Annotated in this window: 20 protein-coding genes; 10 read left to right on the top strand and 10 right to left on the bottom strand. The window is 65.8% G+C overall.

The window, feature by feature from the left end:
• Nucleotides 1-29 precede the first annotated feature (29 nt).
• The 6 genes from aroK to POR01S_RS14380 are packed head-to-tail and all read right to left on the bottom strand — an operon-like array spanning nucleotide 30 to nucleotide 5,624.
• Nucleotides 30-548: a shikimate kinase AroK gene (gene aroK / locus POR01S_RS14405; RefSeq protein ID WP_007161627.1), complete on the bottom strand. Its 519-nt coding sequence runs from the start codon at nucleotides 546-548 to the stop codon at nucleotides 30-32.
• Between the two features lie 5 nt (nucleotides 549-553).
• Nucleotides 554-2,803 (bottom strand): type IV pilus secretin PilQ, encoded by a 2,250-nt coding sequence (locus POR01S_RS14400; RefSeq protein ID WP_081875221.1) that lies wholly within the window; start codon nucleotides 2,801-2,803, stop codon nucleotides 554-556.
• A complete protein-coding gene (locus POR01S_RS14395) occupies nucleotides 2,804-3,322 on the bottom strand; it encodes a pilus assembly protein PilP (RefSeq protein WP_027602907.1) in 519 nt (172 codons plus the stop codon).
• The gene (gene pilO, locus POR01S_RS14390; protein ID WP_007161624.1) at nucleotides 3,319-3,972 is read right to left on the bottom strand and encodes a type 4a pilus biogenesis protein PilO; all 654 of its coding nucleotides are present in this window, start codon (nucleotides 3,970-3,972) and stop codon (nucleotides 3,319-3,321) included. The genes POR01S_RS14395 and pilO overlap by 4 nt, the downstream gene beginning before the upstream one ends.
• The gene (locus POR01S_RS14385; protein WP_007161623.1) at nucleotides 3,969-4,559 is read right to left on the bottom strand and encodes a PilN domain-containing protein; all 591 of its coding nucleotides are present in this window, start codon (nucleotides 4,557-4,559) and stop codon (nucleotides 3,969-3,971) included. Before POR01S_RS14385 ends, pilO begins: the two co-directional genes overlap by 4 nt.
• Nucleotides 4,560-5,624 (bottom strand): pilus assembly protein PilM, encoded by a 1,065-nt coding sequence (locus POR01S_RS14380; protein WP_042136635.1) that lies wholly within the window; start codon nucleotides 5,622-5,624, stop codon nucleotides 4,560-4,562.
• 167 nt (nucleotides 5,625-5,791) lie between these two features.
• Here POR01S_RS14380 and POR01S_RS14375 point away from each other — a divergent pair, with 167 nt between their 5' ends.
• Complete coding sequence (locus POR01S_RS14375) at nucleotides 5,792-8,212, top strand: penicillin-binding protein 1A (protein WP_042136632.1); 2,421 nt, start codon at nucleotides 5,792-5,794, stop codon at nucleotides 8,210-8,212.
• Nucleotides 8,213-8,266: 54 nt separating this feature from the next.
• On the opposite strand, the gene POR01S_RS14370 is transcribed toward POR01S_RS14375, so the two are convergent.
• From POR01S_RS14370 to rpmE, 3 genes are all read right to left on the bottom strand, one after another.
• A complete protein-coding gene (locus POR01S_RS14370) occupies nucleotides 8,267-9,535 on the bottom strand; it encodes a malic enzyme-like NAD(P)-binding protein (protein ID WP_027598917.1) in 1,269 nt (422 codons plus the stop codon).
• Between the two features lie 112 nt (nucleotides 9,536-9,647).
• Entirely contained in the window at nucleotides 9,648-10,472 is an 825-nt protein-coding gene (locus POR01S_RS14365; protein WP_042136630.1) for a thermonuclease family protein, read from the bottom strand.
• Nucleotides 10,472-10,687, bottom strand: a complete 216-nt coding sequence (gene rpmE, locus POR01S_RS14360) for a 50S ribosomal protein L31 (protein WP_007161618.1) — start codon at nucleotides 10,685-10,687, stop codon at nucleotides 10,472-10,474. The genes POR01S_RS14365 and rpmE overlap by 1 nt, the downstream gene beginning before the upstream one ends.
• A gap of 157 nt (nucleotides 10,688-10,844) precedes the next feature.
• Between rpmE and POR01S_RS14355 the strand changes: the two genes are divergently transcribed.
• The 6 genes from POR01S_RS14355 (at nucleotide 10,845) to POR01S_RS14330 (ending at nucleotide 18,191) form a co-directional block, all read left to right on the top strand.
• Nucleotides 10,845-13,058: a primosomal protein N' gene (locus tag POR01S_RS14355; protein ID WP_007161617.1), complete on the top strand. Its 2,214-nt coding sequence runs from the start codon at nucleotides 10,845-10,847 to the stop codon at nucleotides 13,056-13,058.
• A gap of 96 nt (nucleotides 13,059-13,154) precedes the next feature.
• Nucleotides 13,155-14,912 (top strand): arginine--tRNA ligase, encoded by a 1,758-nt coding sequence (gene argS, locus POR01S_RS14350; protein WP_042136627.1) that lies wholly within the window; start codon nucleotides 13,155-13,157, stop codon nucleotides 14,910-14,912.
• Between the two features lie 18 nt (nucleotides 14,913-14,930).
• Nucleotides 14,931-15,671, top strand: coding sequence for an SPOR domain-containing protein (locus POR01S_RS14345; protein WP_007161615.1), 741 nt, complete (start codon nucleotides 14,931-14,933; stop codon nucleotides 15,669-15,671).
• A gap of 101 nt (nucleotides 15,672-15,772) precedes the next feature.
• Complete coding sequence (gene hslV / locus POR01S_RS14340; RefSeq protein WP_007161614.1) at nucleotides 15,773-16,306, top strand: ATP-dependent protease subunit HslV; 534 nt, start codon at nucleotides 15,773-15,775, stop codon at nucleotides 16,304-16,306.
• Between the two features lie 19 nt (nucleotides 16,307-16,325).
• Nucleotides 16,326-17,675, top strand: a complete 1,350-nt coding sequence (hslU, locus tag POR01S_RS14335; protein WP_042136625.1) for an ATP-dependent protease ATPase subunit HslU — start codon at nucleotides 16,326-16,328, stop codon at nucleotides 17,673-17,675.
• A gap of 144 nt (nucleotides 17,676-17,819) precedes the next feature.
• On the top strand, nucleotides 17,820-18,191 hold the full coding sequence (locus tag POR01S_RS14330; RefSeq protein WP_042136623.1) for a gamma-butyrobetaine hydroxylase family protein: 372 nt from the start codon (nucleotides 17,820-17,822) through the stop codon (nucleotides 18,189-18,191).
• A gap of 6 nt (nucleotides 18,192-18,197) precedes the next feature.
• Here the strand turns inward: POR01S_RS14330 and POR01S_RS14325 are convergent, their stop codons facing one another.
• On the bottom strand, nucleotides 18,198-18,476 hold the full coding sequence (locus tag POR01S_RS14325; protein WP_027598922.1) for a polyhydroxyalkanoic acid system family protein: 279 nt from the start codon (nucleotides 18,474-18,476) through the stop codon (nucleotides 18,198-18,200).
• Between the two features lie 150 nt (nucleotides 18,477-18,626).
• Here POR01S_RS14325 and ubiE point away from each other — a divergent pair, with 150 nt between their 5' ends.
• The 3 genes from ubiE to ubiB are packed head-to-tail and all read left to right on the top strand — an operon-like array spanning nucleotide 18,627 to nucleotide 21,627.
• Nucleotides 18,627-19,397, top strand: a complete 771-nt coding sequence (gene ubiE, locus POR01S_RS14320; protein WP_007161610.1) for a bifunctional demethylmenaquinone methyltransferase/2-methoxy-6-polyprenyl-1,4-benzoquinol methylase UbiE — start codon at nucleotides 18,627-18,629, stop codon at nucleotides 19,395-19,397.
• Nucleotides 19,397-20,032: a ubiquinone biosynthesis accessory factor UbiJ gene (locus POR01S_RS14315; RefSeq protein WP_007161609.1), complete on the top strand. Its 636-nt coding sequence runs from the start codon at nucleotides 19,397-19,399 to the stop codon at nucleotides 20,030-20,032. Before ubiE ends, POR01S_RS14315 begins: the two co-directional genes overlap by 1 nt.
• Nucleotides 20,029-21,627, top strand: a complete 1,599-nt coding sequence (gene ubiB / locus POR01S_RS14310; RefSeq protein ID WP_007161608.1) for a ubiquinone biosynthesis regulatory protein kinase UbiB — start codon at nucleotides 20,029-20,031, stop codon at nucleotides 21,625-21,627. The genes POR01S_RS14315 and ubiB overlap by 4 nt, the downstream gene beginning before the upstream one ends.
• Nucleotides 21,628-21,670: the final 43 nt, after the last annotated feature.

Genomic DNA, 21,670 nt, shown 5'->3' with positions numbered 1-21,670 from the left:
GCCTAGCATAGCGCAGAACGCCTGCGGCTTTAATGCGGTGCCAGGGCTTTCAGACGGTCGAGTATCTGCAGTACGACCAGCCGGGGCGGCCGCTCGTCGGTCTCGATGATGATGTCGGCGATTTCGCGGTACAGCGGATCGCGCATGGCCATGAGAGTGCGAAGCACCGCCGCGGGATCGGCGGTCTGCAGGAGCGGGCGATTGCGATCGCGGGAGGTGCGCTCGATCTGCTGCTCGATGGAGGCATGCAGATAGATGACCCGCCCACCGCGCTTGAGCGCCTGGCGATTGTCCTCGCGCAGCACGGCGCCACCGCCGGTGGCCATCACCAGGCCGTTTTCCGCGCACAGCTCGGCGATCGCGGCGCGTTCGCGCTCGCGAAAGCCCTGCTCGCCTTCCACATCGAAGATCCAGGGGATGTCGGCACCGGTACGTTCTTCGATTACCTTGTCGGAATCCTTGAACGGCAGCCGCAATTCCTTCGCCAGGAGCCGGCCGATGGTGCTCTTGCCCGAGCCCATCGGTCCTACGAGAAACAGATTACGCACTTATGTCATCGACCAACCGCTATCGCCTGGTTGTTCATGATACGCGGCGTGAGGAAGATCAGCAGCTCGACTTTGCTGTCGGTGACCGAATCCCGGCGGAACAGTCGGCCGACATAGGGAATGTCGCCCAGCATCGGCACCTTGGTGGTGGACTTGGTCTGGGTGTTGGAGAACACCCCGCCCAGTACGATGGTCTCGCCATCGCTCACCAGTACCTTGGCATTGACCTCGTTCTTGCTGATCGGCGGTACGCCGTTGAGTGCATTCTGGTAGTCAGGGGCATCCTTGTTGACCTTGACCTCCATGATGATGCGGTTGTCCGGGGTAATCTGCGGTGTGACCTCCAGCGACAGGGCGGCCTGCTTGAAGCTGGTGCTGGTGGCACCGCTGGAGCTGGCTTCCTGGTAGGGGATCTCGGTACCGCGCAGGATCTTGGCGGTCTCCTTGTCCGAGGTCACCACCTTGGGCTGGGAGATGATCTCGCCATTGCCACTGGACTGCAGGGCCGACAGCTGCAGGTCGAGCATCTTGCCACCGACCATGAAGCCGATGCCGATGCCCGAGGTGCTGCCGGAAACGCCCATGTCGACGAAAGGCGTGGGCGCGACGCCGTTGGTCGAGGTGAAGTTACCCACGGTACTGGTACCCGGCAGGAAGGCCTGACCGGTAGTGGGGTCGACCGTGGTGGCGCCGTCCTTGCCATAGACCGCGAAGTTGCCCGAACTGGCGTTACCGCCCCAGCGCACGCCCAGCTGCTTGCTGTAGTCGACGTTGGCCTCCACCAGGCGCGCCTCGATCATTACCTGGCGCACCGGGATGTCCAGCTGGGAGACGATGCGGCGTAGTTCGTCCAGGCGATTCTGGGTCTGGTAGGCGATGATGCTGTTGGTGCGTTCGTCCACCGAGATGGAACCACGCTCGTCGGCGGTCTTGTCGGCACTGGTCACCGACTGGAACAGCTTGGCGATGTCGGCGGCCTTGGCGTAGTTGACCTGGATCAGATCGCGACGCAAGGGGGCCAGTTGCTGGATTTGCTTCTGGGACTCCAGCTCCTGACGTTCGCGGGCGGCGATCTCGTCGGCCGGGGCCACCAGCAGCACGTTGCCGATCTGGCGCTTGTCCAGCCCCTTGGTCTTGAGGATCAGATCCAGCGCCTGGTCCCAGGGCACGTTCTGCAGGCGCAGGGTGATGTTGCCCTGCACGGTGTCGCTCGCCACCAGGTTGAGATTGGTGAAGTCGGCGATCAGCTGCAGCACCGAGCGGACATCGATGTCCTGGAAGTTCAGCGACAGCTTCTCGCCGGTATAGGTGAAGCGATCGGCTGCGCGCTTTTCCTTTTCCTCGGTGGTGAGCGGCTTGACGCTCAGGGTCAGACGGTTGTTGGTCTGGTAGGCCAGGTAGTCGTAGGTACCGGTCGGCTCGATGACGATGGACGCCCCGCCGCTGTCAGCGGAGGCGTTGACGAACTGCACCGGGGTGGCGAAATCCTTGACGTCCAGCCGTACCCGCAGCTCTTCAGGCAGCTGGGTACCGGCAAAGGTCAGGCGAATCTTGCCGCCCTGCTCCTGGATGTCCGGATTGATGCCGGTCTCGCTCAGGTCGATGACCACGTTGCCCTCGCCCTGGGGCCCACGCTGGAAATCGATATGGCGGATCGCCTTGCCGCGCAATTGCGGCCGCGGCGCGGTCATGGCCGCCACGGTAGAGGTGGCCTGGGTCGGCGGCAGCGGCGTGCGGGCGATCGCGCCGGGCAAGGGAGCGGACGACGGCGCGGTCACGGTGGTCGGCGCAGCGGCGCGCGGCAGGTTGGGCGTCAGGTTGGCCTGGGCGCTGGCGGTCTGGCGACCGGCGGTGCCCCCGATGGTGACGAACAGGTTGCGACCGTCGGCCCGGGTGTCGTAGCTGGCCAGATTGGTGAGATTGATGATCAGGCGGGTGCGGTTGCCCGCCTCGACCACCGTCACGCTGCGGGCATTGCCATTGCCCAGCTCACGGCTCTTGGTACCGAGCTTGTTGGCAACGCCGGGCAGATCCAGGGCGATGCGCGCCGGCTGCTCGATGGTGTAGCCCTTGGGCACCGGCACCGGCTGATCGAAGGTCAGCTTGAGTTCGATGCGATCCCCGGGCAGGGAGGCGACGTTCAAGGCCTGCAGATCGGCTGCCAGAGCCTGGCCGGCCAGGCTGCTCAGCAGCAGGGCCAGGCCCAGCCCCAGTCGTCCCGCGATAGTAGTGTTCACAGTGCTCGCCCCGCCCATTTAAGTCTTTTCCTTCAAGGTGATGGTGCGCGGCCGTTCCAGCCAGCCACCCTCGCCATCCGGGACGATTTCGATCACGTCGATCTCGCCATCGGTAATCTTGGTGATGCGCCCGTCATTGCGTCCCAGGTAGTCGCCCACCTTGACGCGATGCACGCCCCCGGCGCCGTTGACCAGCGCATAGCGGCCACTGGCATTGGCCAGGATGCCGACCATGCTGAAGGTCTCGATGTTGAAGCCTTCGAGAAACTGCTTGGGCCGATTCACGTCCGGCTTGATGTTGCCGGTTCCGCGCTGGCGCACCGTGGGATCGATGCGTACCGGTGCCTGGAAGGGGCTGCGCAGGGCCGAAGCCGCATAGGTGAAGGGTTCGTAGGCGCGAAACTGCGGCAGCGGCTCGATGGAACCACGCGGCTTGGCGCGGGTTTCGTCCATGAAGGCCTGCAGATCGCTGGTATCGCTGGAACCGCAGCCGACCAGCACGCCGGTCAGCAGGCATAACAACAGGGGCGTCCTCATTTGCCGAGCCCCTTGTCGTTGTAGCGATAGGTCTTGGCCAGGACATTCATGCGCAACTTGCCGCCGCCTCCGGAGACCGTGCCGCCGCCATTGGCGTTTCTGTCGTCCACCGGCTTGAGGTCGAAGTCGTGCAGGGTGACGATGCGCGGCAGGCTGGACACGCTGCTGACGAAGGTGGCCAGGTCATGATAGCTGCCCACCACGGTGATCTGGATCGGCAACTCGACATAGAACTGCTGGGTGACCTCGGGCAACAGCTTGATCTGCTCGAACTCCAGGCCACTGCCAAGACCGGTGCGGGTGATGTCCTCCAGCAGCGCCGGCACCTCGGTGTCGCCGGGCAGTTGCCGCAGCAGGGCACCGAAGGATTCTTCCATCTCCACCATCTGCTGCTTGTAGGCATCCAGATTGGCCGCCTGGAAGGCCTTGCTGGCGTATTGCTGCTTGAGGGTCTCTTCCTGGTTGCGCTGGCTATCCAGCTGGGCCTGCATGTCGCTCAGGTGGAACTGATAGCCGAGCAGCAGCACCACCAGCACGATCAGCAGGCAGGCGATGACCTTGACCGGCTTGGGCCAGGAACCCAGATTCTCGAGATTGAGGTCGTTGATGTCGACCTTGCGCAGGCTGGCCAGGGAATCGGCGAGACTCATGGTTTGCCTCCCTGGGCGAGCGGGGCCGGTGTCGCAGGGGCGCCGGGCTGGGTCTGCTTGACGGTGAGCTGGAAGGTATTGGCCTGGTCCACCGCACCTGCGGTGGTGGCCTTCACCTCGATCAGCGTAGGCGAGGCGAACCAGTCCGAGGCATCCAAATTACGCATCAGGTTGGAGACCCGGTTGTTGGATTCCGCCTCGCCGCTGATCGACAGGGTGTCACCCTGCATCTTCAGCTCGCGGAAATACACGCCGTCCGGCAGCGTCCGCACCAGTTGATCGAAGACATGGCCGATGACCGGGCGGTTGCCCTGCAGGTCTTGGATGATCTTCATCCGCGCCAGCAGTTGCTGACGACGGGTCTTGAGTTCGCTGATCTCCTTGATGCGCACATCCAGCTGGGCAATGTTTTGCTGGATGAAGGCATTGCGCGCCTCCTGGCGGGCGATCTCGCCGGACAGGTACTGGTCGCCGAGAAACACGGCGCCACAGGAGAGCACGAAGATGCCACCCAGGATCACCAGGAACTGCTTGCGCCTTTCTTCGCGCAGCTGCTCCCGCCAAGGCAAGAGGTTGATGCGGGCCATCTAGTCGAAACTCCTCATGGCCAGGCCGCAGGCGATCATCAGCGCCGGGGCGTCACCCGCCAGGGCCGCCGCGTTGACCTTGTTGCTGACGGTCATGTCGGCGAAGGGATTGGCCAGGACCGTGGGGGTGCCGATTTTCTGCTGGATCAAACGGTCGAGTCCGGAAATTGACGCGGTTCCTCCAGCAAGCAAGATGTAGTCCACATCATTGTATTGCCCGGCGGCGAAAAAGAACTGCAGCGAACGCGCCACCTGTTGCACCACCGCCTCGCGGAAGGGCGTCAGCACCTCGCTCTGGTAGTCGTCCGGCAGCCCGCCCTGCTTCTTGGCCAGACCGGCCTCTTCCACCGACAGGCCATAGCGACGCTGGATCTCTTCGGTGAGCTGGCGACCGCCAAACAGCTGTTCGCGGGTGTAGATGGTCTTGCCGTTGTGCAGCACGCTCAGGGTGGTCATGGTGGCGCCGATGTCGACCACCGCCACGGTCAGGTCGTCGACGTGGCCACCGAGCTGATTGGCCAGCAGCTGATAGGCGCGCTCCAGGGCATAGGCCTCGACGTCGACCACCTTGGCCGAGACGCCGGCCAGCGCCAGGGCCGCTTCGCGGACCTCGACGTTTTCCTTCCGGCAGGCGGCCAGCAGCACCTCGACGCGCTCGGCGTTGCGCGGCGACGGCCCCTGCACCTCGAAATCGATGGCGACCTCGTCCAGCGGATAGGGAATGTACTGGTCGGCTTCCAGCTTGATCTGGTTTTCCAGCTCGTCGTCGGTCAGACCGGCGTCCATCTCGATGGTCTTGGCGATCACCGCCGAGCCGGAGACGGCCACGGCAGCGCTGCGCGCGGAGGTGCGCGCCTTGACCAGCACCCGGCCGATGGCCTGGCCCACGCCTTCGAGTTCGGCGATGTTCTTCTCGACCACGGCATTGGCCGGCAGGGGTTCGACCGCATAGGCCTCCACCCGATAGCGCCCGCCTGCACGGCTCAACTCGATGAGTTTCACGGATGTCGAACTGACGTCGATACCCAGCAGCGTATTCGCCTTCTTTCTGAATAGCCCTAGCACATCAGTTCCCTATGAGCGACGGTGGTCTTCCGCGGACGGGCATTAGATAACAGACTTGACACCCGAGCAAATAGCGGCCAACCGCCAAACGCGCCTATAATGGCGACGCCGTGTAGGCTGACCCTCACCTGTCGCCCTTTCCTTCTTTCCATTCGAAAAGTCTCTTGATGCGTGTTCTGAAATTTTTCTGGTGGTCGTTGGTCGCCCTGGTCTGCAGCCTTTTGCTGGGTCTCAGCGGTGCCTTCCTCTACCTCAGCCCCAGCCTGCCCTCCATCGACGCCCTGCGAAACGTGCAACTGCAGATCCCTCTGCGGGTGTACAGCGCGGACGGCAAACTCATCGCCGAATTCGGTGAAATGCGCCGCTCGCCGCTGCGGTTTAACGAGATACCGCCCGATTTCATCCATGCCCTGCTCTCCGCCGAGGATGACAACTTCGCCAATCACTATGGCGTGGATGTGAAAAGCCTGGCGCGAGCGGTGAGCCAGCTGGTCAAGACCGGACACATCCAGACCGGCGGCAGCACCATCACCATGCAGGTCGCCAAGAACTACTTCCTGACCAGCGAACGCAGCTTCTCGCGCAAATTCACCGAGATCCTCCTGGCGCTGCAAATCGAGCGCCAACTGACCAAGGACGAGATCCTCGAGCTCTACGTCAACAAGATCTACCTGGGCAACCGCGCCTACGGCATCGAGGCCGCCGCCCAGGTCTACTATGGCAAGTCCATCAAGGACCTGACCGTTGCCCAGATGGCGATGATCGCTGGTCTGCCCAAGGCGCCGTCGCGTTACAACCCGGTCGCTAATCCTGAGCGTAGCCTGGAAAGACGCAATTGGATTCTCGAACGCATGTTCAAGCTCGGTTATATCGATCAGGCGGCCTACCAGGCCGGCATCGCCGAGCCGCTTGAGGCCTATCACCACGTCGCCATTCCCGAGCTCAACGCCCCCTACATCGCCGAGATGGCGCGGGCGGAAATGGTCGGCCGCTATGGCGGTGACGCCTATACCGATGGCTACCAGGTCTATACCACCATCGACAGCCGGCTGCAGACAGACGCCTTCGAGGCCGTGCGCGACGGCCTGACCGACTACGACCGCCGCCATGGCTACCGCGGACCCGAGGCCCAGTGGCCCAACCGCAGCCGGGCCGAGTGGACCGCACTGATCCAGAAGCAGCGCATCGTCGGCGGCCAGGATCCGGCCATCGTCACCCAGGTGGAAAAGAGCGGGATCATGGTCCTGACCCGCGAGGGCAAGGAAGAGGCAGTCTCCTGGGATTCGATGAAGTGGGCCCGCCCCTACCTCAGCGCCAACAGCCTGGGGCCGCGGCCGAACGGTCCGGCCGACGTGGTCAAGGTCGGCGACCTGATCCGGGTGCAGCGCCAGGACGATGGCAGCCTGAAGTTCTCGCAGATCCCCAAGGCGCAGAGCGCCCTGGTCTCCCTCGACCCCCAGGATGGCGCCATCCGTGCTCTGATCGGTGGCTTCTCCTTCGAGCAGAGCAACTACAACCGCGCGACCCAGGCCCGCCGCCAGCCCGGCTCCAGCTTCAAGCCGTTCATCTATAGCGCGGCCCTGGAAAAGGGCTTCACCGCCGCCAGCCTGGTCAACGATGCGCCCATCGTCTTCATGGACGAGAATCCCGACGAAGCCTGGCGACCAAAGAACGACAACAACACCTTCCTCGGCCCCATCCGCCTGCGCGAGGCGCTGTATCGCTCGCGCAACCTGGTGTCCATCCGGGTGCTGCAGGCCATCGGCATCGACTATGCGCTGGACTACGTCAGTCGCTTCGGCTTCGAGCGCGACCAGTTGCCGCGCAACCTGTCCCTCGCTCTCGGCACCCCGGGCCTGACGCCGCTGGAAGTCGCCACCGGCTGGTCGGTGTTCGCCAACGAGGGTTACAAGGTGACCCCCTACGTGGTCGATCACGTGACCGATCGCGACGGCAAGGTGGTCTATCGCACTGCCGCGCCGCGGGTGCCCCAGCAGGCGCAGGCCAAGGCTGCCCCGGGCGTCGAGGTCACGCCGGCGGCCGATACCGCCGCGGCCGATCCGGCCAATCCGGCGCCGGTGTTCGCGCCCCAGGTCATCGACCCGCGCAACGCCTTCATCATGAACAGCATGCTGCAGGACGTGATCAAGCGCGGCACTGGGCGCAAGGCGCTGGAACTGGGTCGCAACGACCTGGCCGGCAAGACCGGTACCACCAACGAATCCAAGGACACCTGGTTCTCCGGCTACAACGGCGACTACGTGACCACGGTCTGGGCCGGCTTCGATCAGCCCGAGACCCTGGGTCGCCAGGAATTCGGTGGCACCGTGGCCCTGCCGATCTGGATGAGCTACATGGGCGCGGCGCTCAAGGACAAGCCGCCGCATCAGCTCAAGGAACCGGAAGGCATCGTCTCCATCCGCGTGGACCCCACCACCGGTCGCGCTGCGCCGCCCGGCACGCCCAACGCCTACTTCGAGCTGTTCAAGAGCGAGGACACCCCGCCGAGTCTGGACGAGCTGCCGCCTGGCGTGGCGCCCGGCACACCGCTACCCTCCAGCGAAACGGTGCCCATGGACATCTTCTGATCTCCAGTCAATAAAAAACCCCGCCGCGGCGGGGTTTTTTTATTGCTTCGGACCTTACTTGGCGAAGACGTCATCCACCGACTTCAGCGGATAGTTCGCCGGATAGGGCAGCGTGGCCACGCCGGTCTCGATGGCGGCCTTGGCCACGGCATCGGATACCAGGGTGATCAGGCGCGCATCCATCGGCTTGGGAATGATGTACTCGCGGCCGAAGCTCAGGCTGTCGACCTTGTAGGCTTCGCAGACTTCCTTGGGCACCGGCAGCTTGGCCAGGTCACGCAGGGCCAGGGCGGCGGCGATCTTCATTTCTTCGTTGATGACCCGGGCGCGGACGTCCAGGGCACCGCGGAAGATGAAGGGGAAGCCGAGGACGTTGTTGACCTGGTTCGGGTAGTCGGAACGACCGGTGGCCATGATCACGTCGTCGCGGGTGGCATGGGCCAGCTCGGGGGTGATTTCCGGATCCGGGTTGGAGCAGGCGAAGACGATGGGGTTGGCCGCCATGCGCTTGAGGCCTTCGGCCGACAGCAGGTTCGGGCCGGACAGACCGACGAAGACGTCGGCACCCTCGAGGGCATCGTCCAGGGTGCGCTTGCTGGTCTCGGTGGCGAAGGCCGCCTTGTACTGGTTCAGGTCGTTGCGGCCGCTGTGGACCACGCCCTGACGGTCGATCATGTAGATGTTCTCGACCTTGGCGCCCATGCTGGCCAGGAGGCGCATGCAGGAGATGGCGGCGGCACCGGCACCCAGGCAGACGATCTTGGCGTCTTCCAGGCGCTTGCCGGCGATTTCCAGGGCGTTGAGCATGCCGGCGGCGGTGACGATGGCGGTGCCGTGCTGGTCATCGTGGAACACCGGGATGTCGCACTGCTCGATCAGGGCGCGCTCGATCTCGAAGCACTCGGGCGCCTTGATGTCTTCTAGGTTGATGCCACCGAAGGTGATGGAGATGCGCTTGACGGTGTCGATGAAGGCCTGGGGGCTCTCGGCGTCCACCTCGATGTCGAAGACGTCCACACCGGCGAAGCGCTTGAACAGCACACCCTTGCCTTCCATCACCGGCTTGGAGGCCAGCGGGCCGAGGTTGCCCAGGCCGAGGATGGCGGTACCGTCGGAGATCACGGCGACCAGGTTGCCCTTGCCGGTGTAGCGGTAGGCCAGTTCGGGATCGCGACCGATCTCGCGGACCGGTTCGGCGACGCCGGGGCTGTAGGCCAGGGACAGGTCGCGGGCGGTCGCGGTGGGCTTGGTCAGCTCGACGCTGAGTTTGCCGGGGCGCGGCTGGGCGTGGTATTCGAGGGCAGCGGTTTTGAGATCAGACATTATTGGTATATCCGCGTGGTGTGGGTCTTGGGTCGGGCGAGAATACGCAAAGACTCAAGGTGCCACAAGCAATCGGCCATATGCCTGAAATCAATCGCAATACGACTTTCGGCTAAAACGATTCAACCTGCAAATCCAGCATGTGCGGATCGCTCAAGGTCATCTGCCAGCGGGCGCGCCCCGCTTCCTGGCGCCGGCTGCGATCGGAAATCCAGCCCCGCGCCTCGAGCTGGCGGCCGATCCATTGATGCAGCGGCACGCCGTCGAAGGCCTCGACGAAGCGCTCGGGGACATTGACCACCAGATCGCCTTCGAACTGCAGCCAGAGGCCGCCGCGATTGCGTTCGACGTCCAGCAGACGCCCCTGCACCACGGCGAAACCGCCTTCCGCGATCCGGGTGGCGGGAGTCGGCGCCTGCTTCCAGACCCCAAGGCGCGCCCGGCGCGCCTGGCTTTGCGCGGCGGCCTGACAATCGGCCAGCCGGATATTGGGCGCGATGGCGACGGCATAGCCGAGACCCTCGGCGATCAACCGGGCTTCCAGATTGTCGCCTTCGCGATCATAGAGATGCGCCAGGGTGCGACCGCAATGGTCGGTCGCCTCGCTGCCCGGCACCAGCCGCAGGCGCTCGTCGCTGGCCGCGACCAGTTCCTGCAGGCGCCGGCGCGCTGCCTCGGCATAGGGCTGGGCGGTACCGCCGGACTTGCCCAGCTCGGGCGCATTGACGCCGATCAGCCGGACCGAGCGGCCGTCGACCAGGCGCAGGGTATCGCCATCCACCACCTGCCGGACCATCACCTCCTGGCCACCAGGCAGCAGCGGGCACGCCGCCGCCAGGGCCGCGGGCGCGCCGGTCAGGCCAGAAACGAAAAAGGCGCCCCAGAGGGACGCCTTCTTCAGTGTCGAACCATGCGGAGATGGTCGACGGCAGCGCATTACTTGCTGCTGCCGAACACGCCGAAGCGCTGCTTGAAGCGGTCGATACGGCCGCCAGCGTCCAGGACCTTCTGCTTGCCGGTGTAGAACGGGTGGCATTCGGAGCAGACGTCCAGGTGAATGTTCTTGCTCAGGGTCGAGCGGGTCTTGATGACGTTGCCGCAGCTGCAGGTGGCTTCGATGGCATCGTACTGCGGATGGATATCAGCTTTCATGGGGCTATCCTCGGGGTCTAGCTGTGCCGCCACCCGGCGCCATTGCCGGATACCGCACAGATTTGGGCTGCAAATCATACCAGAGCAGCTAAGAGGTGCAAGCAGCCCCCACACCGCCCGTCTGCTACCATCGGGCTTTCCTCCTGCGAGCCCTGCCGTGCCCCTGATCCTGCGCCTGGCGCTGCCCTCCCCGCTGCGCCGCCTGTTCGACTATCTGCCGCCCAAGGGAGCGGTCGAGGAGCAGTTGCGCCCGGGCGTGCGGCTGCGGGTGCCCTTTGGCCGCCGCGAGGTGATCGGGGTCCTGATCGAGGTCGCCCAGGAGACCGAGGTGCCGCCGGACAAGCTGCGCAAGGCGCTGCAGCTGCTCGACGAGCGTCCGCCACTGCCGAGCGCGCTGTTCGAACTCTGCCAGTGGTCCGCCCAGTACTATCAGCACAGCCTAGGTGATACCCTGAGCTGGGCACTTCCTGCCCTTTTGCGTCAGGGAGAACCGGCGGAGCGAAGGCTGCAGCGCTTCTGGATCGCCCAACCCGAAGCCCGCCCGGAAGATCCGCGCCTGGCCCGGGCGCCGCGCCAGCGCGAGGCGCTCAAGACTCTGCGCCAGCATCCCCATGGCGTGCTGCACGAATTGCTCGGCCAGCTCGGCCTGGTCAAGGACAGCCTCGACCTCCTGCAGGCCAAGGGCCTGGTCCAGGTGGAGACCCGCTATCACCAGCCGCATCGGCACCAGGGCGCCTGGCTCGCCCAGGCCGAGCTGCCGCTCAACGGCGAGCAGCGCCTGGCCTACGAAGCGGTCCGCGCCGGCAGCGGCTTCCACTGTTATCTGCTGGAAGGGGTGACCGGCAGCGGCAAGACCGAGGTCTATCTGCAGCTGATCCGCGCCACCCTGGAAGCGGGACGTCAGGCCCTGCTGCTGATCCCCGAGATCAACCTGGGGCCCCAGACCCTGGGTCGGTTCGAACAGCGCTTCAATGCGCGCATCGCCCTGCTGCATTCGGCGCTGACCGATCGCGAGCGCATGGACATCTGGCTGGCCGCCCGCGATGGCGAACTGGACATCGTGGTGGGCACCCGCTCGGCGCTGTTCACCCCGCTCAAGCACCCCGGGCTGATCATCGTCGACGAAGAACACGACGCCTCCTATAAACAGCAGGAAGGCCTGAGGTACCACGCCCGCGACCTGGCGGTGGTCCGCGCGCGCTTCGAGAATCTACCGGTGGTGCTGGGTTCGGCCACGCCCTCGCTGGAAAGCCTGCACAACGCCGAGCAGGGGCGTTACGCCCATCTGCGTCTGTCACTCCGCGCCGGTGGCGCCCAGCCGCCGCGCTTCGAGCGCCTGGACGTGCGCAGTCGCCCCCTGGACAGCGGCCTGTCCCAACCGCTGCTCAAGGCCATGGGCGCTACCCTGGAACGGGGCCAGCAGGTGCTGGTGTTCCTCAATCGTCGCGGCTTCGCCCCCACCCTGCTCTGCCACGATTGCGGCTGGCTGGCCCAATGCCCGCGCTGCGACGCCCGCATGACCTATCACCGCGGCTCCGGCGAGTTGCGCTGCCACCATTGCGATCAGCGCCAGACGCCCCCGCGCCACTGCCCCTCCTGCGGCAAGCTCGACCTGCGTCCGGTGGGTGCCGGCACCGAACGCGCCGAGGAACGCCTGCAGCTGCTGTTCCCGGACGTCCCGGTGCTGCGCATCGACCGCGACACCACGGCGCGCAAGGACGCCCTGGGCAAGCTGCTGAGAACCATCCACAGCGGCGCGCCCTGCATCCTGGTCGGCACCCAGATGCTCGCCAAGGGGCACCACTTTCCCAAGGTGACCCTGGTCGCCGTGCTGGACGCCGACAGCGGGCTGTTTTCCGCCGACTTCCGCGCCAGCGAGCGCATGGCCCAGCAGATCGTCCAGGTGGCTGGCCGTGCCGGGCGCGCCGAGGAACCGGGCCAGGTGCTGATCCAGACCCATCTGGCCGATCATCCGCTCATGGTGCAACTGGCCGAGGAAGGCTATCCGGCCTTTGCCCGCCAGGCCCTGCAGGAACGCCGCGCCGCCGGCCTGCCGCCCTTCGCCTATCTGGCGCTGCTGCGAGCCGACGCCCATCGCCAGGATCAGGTGGAGAATTTTCTCGAGGCGGCCTATCACGTCGCCGAGGGCCTGGCGGTCAATCTCGCCCTGCCCCAGGTGGAGTTGCTTGGTCCGGTACCGGCGCCAATGGAAAGACGCGCCGGTCGCCATCGGGCCCAGTTGCTGCTGCAGAGCAGCAGTCGCGCGCCCCTGCACCGGCTGCTGGGCATCTGGGTCGTCCAGCTGGAAAGCCTGCCCGAAGCCCGCCAGGTGCGCTGGTCGCTGGATGTGGATCCCATCGATCTCTTCTAGTGGCATAGGCTTACCATTGGCAAGGCCGGGCTCGCCACGGATAATGCCGGGTTTTCATCGCAGTGCGCGCTCGGCGCACGCCGAAGGCCAAAGACCATGAAAGACAGCATCCGCCAGCTCATCCAGCACGCCCTCGACCGCCTGATCGCCGACGGCACCCTGCCGGCCGACGTGGCCCCGGCCATCCAGGTCGAGAACACCAAGGACAAGAGCCACGGCGATTTCGCCAGCAACGTCGCCCTGCTGCTGGCCAAACCGGCCCGGGCCAAGCCCCGTGACCTGGCCGAGAAGCTGCTGGCCGCCCTGCCCGCCGATCCGGCGGTGAGCAAGGTGGAGATCGCCGGCCCCGGCTTTCTCAACTTCTTCCAGAATCATGCGCAACTGGCCGCGCGGCTGGATGCGGCCTTCGCCGATCCGCACCTGGGCGTGCCCAGCCACGAGCCGCGTCAGCGCGTGGTGGTGGACCTCTCCTCGCCGAACCTGGCCAAGGAGATGCACGTCGGTCACCTGAGATCCACCATCATTGGTGATGCCGTGGCGCGGGTGCTGGAATTCCTCGGCGACGAGGTGATCCGCCAGAACCACGTGGGTGACTGGGGTACCCAGTTCGGCATGCTGCTGGCCTACATGGAAGAGCAGCCCCAGGCCGCCGAAGGCGAGCTGGCCGATCTCGAGGTGTTCTATCGCGCCGCCAAGGGCCGCTTCGACGCCTCGCCGGAATTCGCCGCCCGCGCCCGCGAACTGGTGGTGGCGCTGCAGGCGGGCGATGCCCACTGCCTGCGGCTCTGGGAGCGATTCAACGCCGTCTCCCTGTCCCACTGCCAGGAGGTCTACGATCGCCTCAACGTCAAGCTGACCCCGGCCGACGTCAAGGGCGAGAGCGCCTACAACGACGACCTGGCCCAGGTGGTGGCCGATCTGGACGCCGCCGGTCTGCTCACCGAGAGCGACGGCGCCCGCTGCGTCTTCCTCGACGAATTCAAGAACGCCGAGGGCAATCCGCTGCCGGTGATCGTGCAGAAGGCCGGCGGTGGCTATCTCTATTCCACCACCGACCTGGCCGCCATGCGCTATCGCAGCCGCCAGCTGCACGCCGATCGCGCGCTCTACTTCGTCGATCAGCGCCAGGCCCTGCACTTCCAGATGGCCTTCGAGGTGGCGCGCCGCGCCGGTTTCGTCGATGCGGCCATGGACCTCGAGCACATGGGCTTCGGCACCATGAACGGCGCCGACGGCCGTCCGTTCAAGACCCGCGACGGTGGCACCGTCAAGCTGGTCGACCTGCTCGACGAAGCCGAGGAACGCGCCTACCAACTGGTCAAGGAGCGCAATGCCGGTCGCGCCGAGCGTGGCGAAGCGCCCTTCAGCGAGGACGAATTGCGCCACATCGGCCGCGTGGTGGGCATCGCCTCGGTCAAGTACGCCGACCTGTCCAAGCACCGTACCAGCGACTACAGCTTCAACTTCGAACAGATGCTCAGCTTCGAGGGCAACACCGCGCCCTATCTGCTGTATGCCTACACCCGCGTCGCCAGCGTGCTGCGCAAGGCCGAGCAGAACGACCCCGCCGGCAGCATCCGCCTGGACGCGCCCCAGGAGCAGGACCTCGGCGGACGTCTGGCGCAATTCGGCGAGATCCTGGCCAGCGTTGCCGACAAGGGCACCCCGCACCTGCTGTGCAGCTACCTCTATGACCTGGCCGGCCTGTTCTCCAGCTTCTACGAGAATTGCCCGATCCTGACCGCCGAGGACGCCGCCCTGCGCCAGAGCCGCCTGCGGCTGGCCGCCCTGACCGGGCGCACCCTCAAGCAGGGTCTGGAACTGCTCGGTCTGCACACCCTGGAACGCATGTAAGAGACGGATCACCGCCTGATGGCCACCAAGAAAGCCCCACCCAAGCGCGGCGCCAGTCGCAACACCTCGGCTCCCAAGAAACAGCCCCTGCCCGGCTGGGTCTGGCTCGCGTCGGGTCTGGCCATCGGGGCCTTCGTGGTGTTCCTGATGAAGCTCGAACCGGGCAACAAGGCGGTGCAGCGCGCCAAGCCGGAAGAGGGTCGCCCGGCCGCCGCGGCGGGCAACGGCAAGCCAGCCGCGACCGCCGCCGGCAAGACCGAGGGCACGCCGCCCACGCCGATCAAGCCCAAGTACGATTTCTATACCCTGCTGCCGGAATCCGAGGTGATCGTGCCGCCGGATGCCGTGCCGCGCAATCCGGCCGCCAAGCCGGCCACCCCGGCCAAGCCGGATGCCGCCGCGACCCCGGCGCAACCCGGCCAGGCGGCCACGGCGACACCGGCCACGCCCGCGACCACGCCGGGCCAGCCGGCCGCCACGCCGCCCAAGGAAGCCACCACCAAGGCCCAGCCGCCGGTGACGCTGTTCTTCCTCCAGGCCGGGTCCTTCCGCACCCAGGCCGATGCCGACCGGGTCCGCGCCCAGATCATCATGCTTGGCCAGGACGTGCGGGTAGAGTCGGGCAAGGTCAAGGACGACACCTGGTACCGGGTACTGGTCGGTCCCTACAGCGATCGCGACCAGCTGACCCAGGCGCAGAAACAGCTCGCCGGCAGCGGCTTCAAGAATCTGTTGCTGCAACAGCGACGCGGTCACTGATCGGAGCAATCCCTCGCCGCGGCGCTTGAAGGGCGTCGCGGCCATCCCCATATCTCCGCGTAACCGGGGCTGACTGCCCCAAGCAACGCGGAGAGATTCCCTTGACCACCATCGTTTCTGTACGCCGCAACGGCAAGGTCGTGATCGGCGGCGACGGCCAGGTTTCCCTGGGCAATACCGTCATGAAAGGCAACGCCAAGAAAGTCCGGCGGCTGTACCGGGGCGAGGTGCTGGCCGGTTTCGCCGGCGGTACCGCCGACGCCTTCACCCTCTTCGAGCGCTTCGAGGCGCAACTCGAGAAGCACCAGGGCCACCTGGTCCGGGCCGCCGTCGAGCTGGCCAAGGACTGGCGCACCGACCGCGCCCTGCGCCGCCTGGAAGCCATGCTGGCGGTCGCCAACAAGGACGCTTCCCTGATCATCACCGGCAATGGCGACGTGGTGGAGCCCGAAGAAGGCCTGATCGCCATGGGTTCCGGTGGCGCCTATGCCCAGGCCGCCGCCCGCGCCCTGCTCATGCACACCGACCTGGGTGCGCGCGAGATCGCCGAGACCGCCCTGAATATCGCCGGTGACATCTGCGTGTTCACCAACCGCAACCTGACCATCGAGGAGCTGGACGCGCCCCAGGCGTGATCCGGTTTAGAGACTGCCCATGTCCATGACCCCCCGCGAGATCGTCCACGAACTCAATCGCCACATCATCGGCCAGGACGACGCCAAGCGCGCCGTGGCCATCGCCCTGCGCAACCGCTGGCGGCGCATGCAGCTGCCGGTCGAGCTGCGCCCCGAGGTCACGCCCAAGAACATCCTGATGATCGGCCCGACGGGTGTGGGCAAGACCGAAATCGCCCGCCGCCTGGCCAAGCTGGCCAATGCGCCCTTCCTCAAGGTGGAAGCCACCAAGTTCACCGAGGTCGGCTATGTCGGCCGCGACGTCGAGTCCATCATCCGTGACCTCGCCGATGCCGCGGTGAAGATGCTGCGCGAGCAGGAGATGGTGCGTAACCGCCATCGCGCCGAAGACGCCGCCGAAGAGCGCATCCTCGATGCCCTGCTGCCGCCGGCGCGTCCCTCGGTAGGCTTCAGCAACGAACCCCAGCCGGCGTCGACCGATAGCAACACCCGCCAGCTGTTCCGCAAGCGCCTGCGCGAAGGCCAGCTGGACGACAAGGAAATCGACATCGAGGTGGCCGATGCCCCTGCCGGCGTCGAGATCATGACCCCGCCCGGCATGGAGGAGATGACCAGCCAGCTGCAGAATCTCTTCGCCGGCATGCACAAGGGCAAGACCAAGCAGCGCAAGCTCAAGGTCAAGGAAGCGCTCAAGCTGGTGCGTGACGAGGAAGCCGCCCGTCTGGTCAACGAAGAAGAACTCAAGGGCCGCGCCCTGGAAGCCGTCGAACAGCACGGCATCGTCTTCATCGACGAGATCGACAAGGTCGCCAAGCGCGGCAACACCAGCGGTGCCGATGTGTCCCGCGAAGGCGTGCAGCGCGACCTGCTGCCGCTGATCGAGGGCTGCACCGTCAACACCAAGCTGGGCATGGTCAAGACCGACCATATCCTGTTCATCGCCTCGGGCGCCTTCCACCTGTCCAAGCCCAGCGATCTGGTGCCGGAGCTGCAGGGTCGTCTGCCGATCCGCGTCGAGCTCAAGGCGCTGACCCCGCAGGACTTCGAGCGCATCCTCACCGAGCCGCACGCCTCGCTCACCGAGCAGTATCGCGAACTGCTCAAGACCGAGGGGCTGCTGGTGGAATTCGCCGCCGACGGCATCACCCGCATCGCCGAGATCGCCTGGCAGGTCAACGAGAAGACCGAGAACATCGGTGCCCGGCGCCTGCATACCCTGCTGGAACGCCTGCTGGAAGAGGTGTCCTTCAGCGCCGCCGACCTCGCCGGCCAGCAGAATGGCGAGCCCATCGTCATCGACGCGGCCTATGTGAACGGCCACCTGGGCGAACTGGCCCAGGACGAAGACCTGTCGCGCTATATACTGTAACGGTAGGTTTGGTGCATTCGTGATCGCGGCCATCGGCCGCTCCTACAGGAGACATCGAACCCTGTAGGAGCGGCCGCATCGGCGGACCGCCATGGCCGCGATGGCCTCAGGCAAAGACTGCAAAACCGCCCAGAGAACCTCACCATGCGTACTCCCACCGCCATCCAGCTCCACAAGGCTTCGAAGACCCTCAGCGTCAGCTATGGCGCGGAAACCTTCGAGCTGCCCGCCGAATTCCTGCGCGTGCATTCGCCCTCGGCCGAGGTTCAGGGACACGGCAATCCGGTATTGCAGTGGGGCAAGCAGCAGGTCGGCATCAGCGCCGTCGAACCGGCCGGGCGCTATGCCATCAAGCTGACCTTCGACGACGGCCACGACAGCGGCCTGTTCAGCTGGGACTATCTCTATGAACTGGGCATTCGCCGCGACGCGCTCTGGGCCGACTACCTGGAACAACTGGCCCGCGCCGGCAAGACGCGGGACCCGCATGTCAGCGCGGTCAAGCTGATGCTCTGAGCGGACTCAGGCCGCCAGGGCCTTGTCCAGCTTGCGCTCGATTTCCTTCTCGATCTGGCCACTGAGCATCGAGAACATCATGCCCAGGGTCGCCAGCACCCGCACCCGGTCCTCACCGACCTCGATCCGCCCATCCACACCGCTGCGCGTGAACTTCAGGGTATCGCCTTCCCAGGCGCAGGCCACCCCATAGTCGCGCGTGAGTTTTTCCGCCAGCTGGTCGGTCTTTTGGCGAACGCTTTCCAGGCCGAGTGAATGGCTGCGTTCGATGGTGATCTGGGACATCGGGGAACTCCGGATAAGGGGCCCTGACTATAGCGAGGGCCCGGCACCTCGCCAATCGCGAGAACCGAGCGGTCAGCCAGGTTTTAGCCAGGCAAGCCGGGCGATCCCCCTGCTAGAATGCCCTCTTGTCCCTGTCCCAGGTGTAGCCCCATGAGCGATCCGCGCAAAGGCCCCGAGGCCGAATCCCAGACCCACTTCGGCTACCAGAGCGTTCCGGAGAGCCAGAAGGCTTACAAGGTCGCGGAAGTCTTCCATTCGGTCGCGGCCAAGTACGATGTGATGAACGACCTGATGTCGGCGGGCATCCACCGGCTGTGGAAGAGATTCACCATCGAACTCTCCGGCGTGCGCCGCGGCAACCGGGTGCTGGACATCGCCGGCGGTACCGGCGACCTGACCAAGCAGTTCGCCCGCCTGGTCGGCCCCACCGGCGAGGTGGTCCTGGCCGACATCAACGATTCCATGCTCAGGGTCGGACGCGACCGCCTGCTCGACGAAGGCGTCGCCAGCAACGTGCGCTTCGTCCAGGCCGATGCCGAGAAGCTGCCCTTCCCCGACAACCACTTCGACTGCATCACCATCGCCTTCGGTCTGCGCAACGTCACCCACAAGGACCAGGCGCTGGCCTCCATGCTGCGCGTGCTCAAGCCCGGCGGCCGGCTGCTGGTGCTGGAATTCTCCAAGCCCACCAATCCGCTGGTGTCCAAGGCCTATGACGCCTACTCCTTCGGCTTCCTGCCGCTGATGGGCAAGCTGGTGGCCGGTGACGCCGACAGCTATCGCTACCTGGCCGAATCCATCCGCATGCACCCCGACCAGCAGACCCTCAAGGCCATGATGGAAGAAACCGGCTTCGCCCGGGTGACCTTCCACAACATGACCGGCGGCGTGGTCGCCCTGCACCGCGGCATCAAGCCCTGATGGCCCTCGTCACCCAGGCGTTGCTGGCCGCGCTGGAGCGTGGCCTGAATCCGCTGCTGGCGCTGGATCCGGTGGCGCTGCCGCGACTGGCCGGCCTGACCGGCCGGGTGATCGCGGTCCAGACCCGGCAACCGGCGTTGCGCCTCTACATCCTGCCCGCGGGTGACGGCCTGCACTTCGCCGCCCATCACGAGGGCGACATCGACTGCACCCTGAGCGCCCCGGCGACGCGCCTGGCCGAGCTGGCCCTGGCCCGCGACAAGCAGCGGGTGCTGCACCAGCCGGACGTCCGCCTGGAAGGCGACAGCACCCTGCTGATCGAGCTGTCCGACATCCTGCAGAAGCTGGAGCTGGACTGGCAGCACGAGGTGAGTCGCTGGCTCGGCCCGCTGCCCGCGGCCTTGCTCGGCGATCTGGCCCGGCGTGGCCAGGCCCTTGGCGAACAGAGTCGTGACAGTCTGCAGCTGACGCTGTCCAACTGGCTGAACGAGGAGAGTCGTCAGCTGGTCGGCCGCCTGGAAGGCGAGGCCCGCTTCGCCGAGATCGATGCCCTGCGCCTGGACGTGGATCGTCTCGACGCCCGTCTCGCCCGCCTGGGCGCCGCCCGCAACGCCAGGGATAACCCCGACGAATGAAGCTGTTCGCTGCCCTCAACCGCCTGTTGCGGATCTTCTTCGTGGTGATCCGCTATCGGCTGGACGACATCGTCTACGCTCTGCCGCTGCCCTGGTACCTGCGCGCCACCCGCTATGTGCTGCCCTGGCGCTGGCTGCCGCGGCCGAGCAAGACCCTGCCGCGCGGCGCCCGCTTGCGCCTGGCGCTGGAAGGCCTGGGCCCGGTGTTCGTCAAGTTCGGCCAGATCCTCTCCACCCGCCGCGACCTCATGCCCGAGGATATCGCCGACGAACTGATGTTCCTGCAGGACAAGGTCCCGCCTTTCCCACCGGAAAAGGCCGTGGCGCTCATCGAGTCGCAACTCGGCGTCCCCATCAAGCAGGCCTTCGCCCGTTTCGACCACCAGCCGCTGGCCTCGGCCTCGGTGGCCCAGGTGCATGCCGCCCAGCTGCGCACCGGCGAAGAGGTGGTGGTCAAGGTGGTACGGCCCGGCCTGAAGGGCATCATCAGCCAGGACATCGCCTGGCTGTTCCTGCTGGCGCGCATGGCCGAGCGGCTGTCCGCGGAAGCCCGCCGCCTGCACCCGATGGACGTGGTCAGCGACTACGAGAAGACCATCTACGACGAACTGGACCTCCTGCGCGAAGCCGCCAACTCCAGCCAACTCAGACGCAATTTCGACGGCTCCGAGCGCCTCTATGTGCCCCAGGTGTACTGGGACTGGTGCCGCGAGCGGGTGCTGGTCATGGAGCGCATCTACGGCATCCCGGTGACCGACCTGGCCGCGCTGCGCGACCAGGGCACCGACTTCAAGCTGCTGGCCGAGCGCGGCGTGGAGATCTTCTTCACCCAGGTGTTCCGCGACAGCTTCTTCCATGCCGACATGCACCCGGGCAACATCTTCGTCAGCACCGCCAAGCCCTGGGATCCGCTCTATATCGCGGTGGACTGCGGCATCATCGGCAGTCTGACCCCCGAGGACCAGGACTACCTGGCGCGCAACCTCTGGGCCTTCTTCCAGCGCGACTACCGCAAGGTCGCCCAGCTGCACATCGACTCCGGCTGGGTGCCGGCCAACACCCAGGTCAACGAACTGGAAGCGGCCATCCGCACCGTCTGCGAACCCATCTTCGAGAAGCCGCTCAAGGACATCTCCTTCGGCCAGCTGCTGCTGCGGCTGTTCCAGGTGGCACGCCGCTTCAACATGGAAATCCAGCCGCAGCTGGTGCTGCTGCAGAAGACCCTGCTCAACATCGAAGGCCTGGGCCGCCAGCTCTATCCGGACCTGGACCTCTGGTCCACCGCCAAGCCCTATCTGGAAAAGTGGATGCGCAAGCGGCTGAGTCCGCCCCAGGTCGCCCGCAACATCCAGCAGCAACTGGAGCAGATCCCGCATCTGGCGCAGATGGCCCGCGACACCCTGGAACGCATCACTCAGCCCCACCGCAAGGACCCGCCCAATCCCTGGGGGGATCGCCGCGACGACTGGATCGTGCGCGTCATAGGCGCGGTGCTGCTGGTGGGCGCCGCCCAGCTGGGTCTCGAACCCCAGCCCCATGCCTGGCCGGCCTGGGCCATGCTGGTCGGCGGCCTGGTTCTGGTGATCAGGCGCTGAACTCCTTAAGCTGTAACCTTCCTGTCATTTTTATCGGGCGAAA

The sequence above is a fragment of the Pseudomonas oryzihabitans NBRC 102199 genome (assembly GCF_000730625.1).
In the GTDB taxonomy this organism is placed as follows: domain Bacteria; phylum Pseudomonadota; class Gammaproteobacteria; order Pseudomonadales; family Pseudomonadaceae; genus Chryseomonas; species Chryseomonas oryzihabitans.
The sequence above is the reverse complement of the archived record's forward strand: the minus strand, read 5'-3'. Positions and strand labels throughout refer to the sequence as shown.

Bases quoted from the DNA above. Each gene is read 5' to 3' on its own strand.
- POR01S_RS14315 (WP_007161609.1), top strand. From the start codon at position 19,397: ATGGCCCTCGTCACCCAGGCGTTGCTGGCCGCGCTGGAGCGTGGCCTG.
- ubiB (WP_007161608.1), top strand. From the start codon at position 20,029: ATGAAGCTGTTCGCTGCCCTCAACCGCCTGTTGCGGATCTTCTTCGTG.
- POR01S_RS14395 (WP_027602907.1), bottom strand. From the start codon at position 3,322: ATGAGGACGCCCCTGTTGTTATGCCTGCTGACCGGCGTGCTGGTCGGC.
- POR01S_RS14325 (WP_027598922.1), bottom strand. From the start codon at position 18,476: ATGTCCCAGATCACCATCGAACGCAGCCATTCACTCGGCCTGGAAAGC.
- pilO (WP_007161624.1), bottom strand. From the start codon at position 3,972: ATGAGTCTCGCCGATTCCCTGGCCAGCCTGCGCAAGGTCGACATCAAC.
- POR01S_RS14365 (WP_042136630.1), bottom strand. From the start codon at position 10,472: ATGCGCTGCCGTCGACCATCTCCGCATGGTTCGACACTGAAGAAGGCG.
- rpmE (WP_007161618.1), bottom strand. From the start codon at position 10,687: ATGAAAGCTGATATCCATCCGCAGTACGATGCCATCGAAGCCACCTGC.
- POR01S_RS14385 (WP_007161623.1), bottom strand. From the start codon at position 4,559: ATGGCCCGCATCAACCTCTTGCCTTGGCGGGAGCAGCTGCGCGAAGAA.
- POR01S_RS14330 (WP_042136623.1), top strand. From the start codon at position 17,820: ATGCGTACTCCCACCGCCATCCAGCTCCACAAGGCTTCGAAGACCCTC.
- argS (WP_042136627.1), top strand. From the start codon at position 13,155: ATGAAAGACAGCATCCGCCAGCTCATCCAGCACGCCCTCGACCGCCTG.
- POR01S_RS14375 (WP_042136632.1), top strand. From the start codon at position 5,792: ATGCGTGTTCTGAAATTTTTCTGGTGGTCGTTGGTCGCCCTGGTCTGC.
- POR01S_RS14400 (WP_081875221.1), bottom strand. From the start codon at position 2,803: ATGGGCGGGGCGAGCACTGTGAACACTACTATCGCGGGACGACTGGGG.
- ubiE (WP_007161610.1), top strand. From the start codon at position 18,627: ATGAGCGATCCGCGCAAAGGCCCCGAGGCCGAATCCCAGACCCACTTC.
- POR01S_RS14345 (WP_007161615.1), top strand. From the start codon at position 14,931: ATGGCCACCAAGAAAGCCCCACCCAAGCGCGGCGCCAGTCGCAACACC.
- hslU (WP_042136625.1), top strand. From the start codon at position 16,326: ATGTCCATGACCCCCCGCGAGATCGTCCACGAACTCAATCGCCACATC.
- POR01S_RS14370 (WP_027598917.1), bottom strand. From the start codon at position 9,535: ATGTCTGATCTCAAAACCGCTGCCCTCGAATACCACGCCCAGCCGCGC.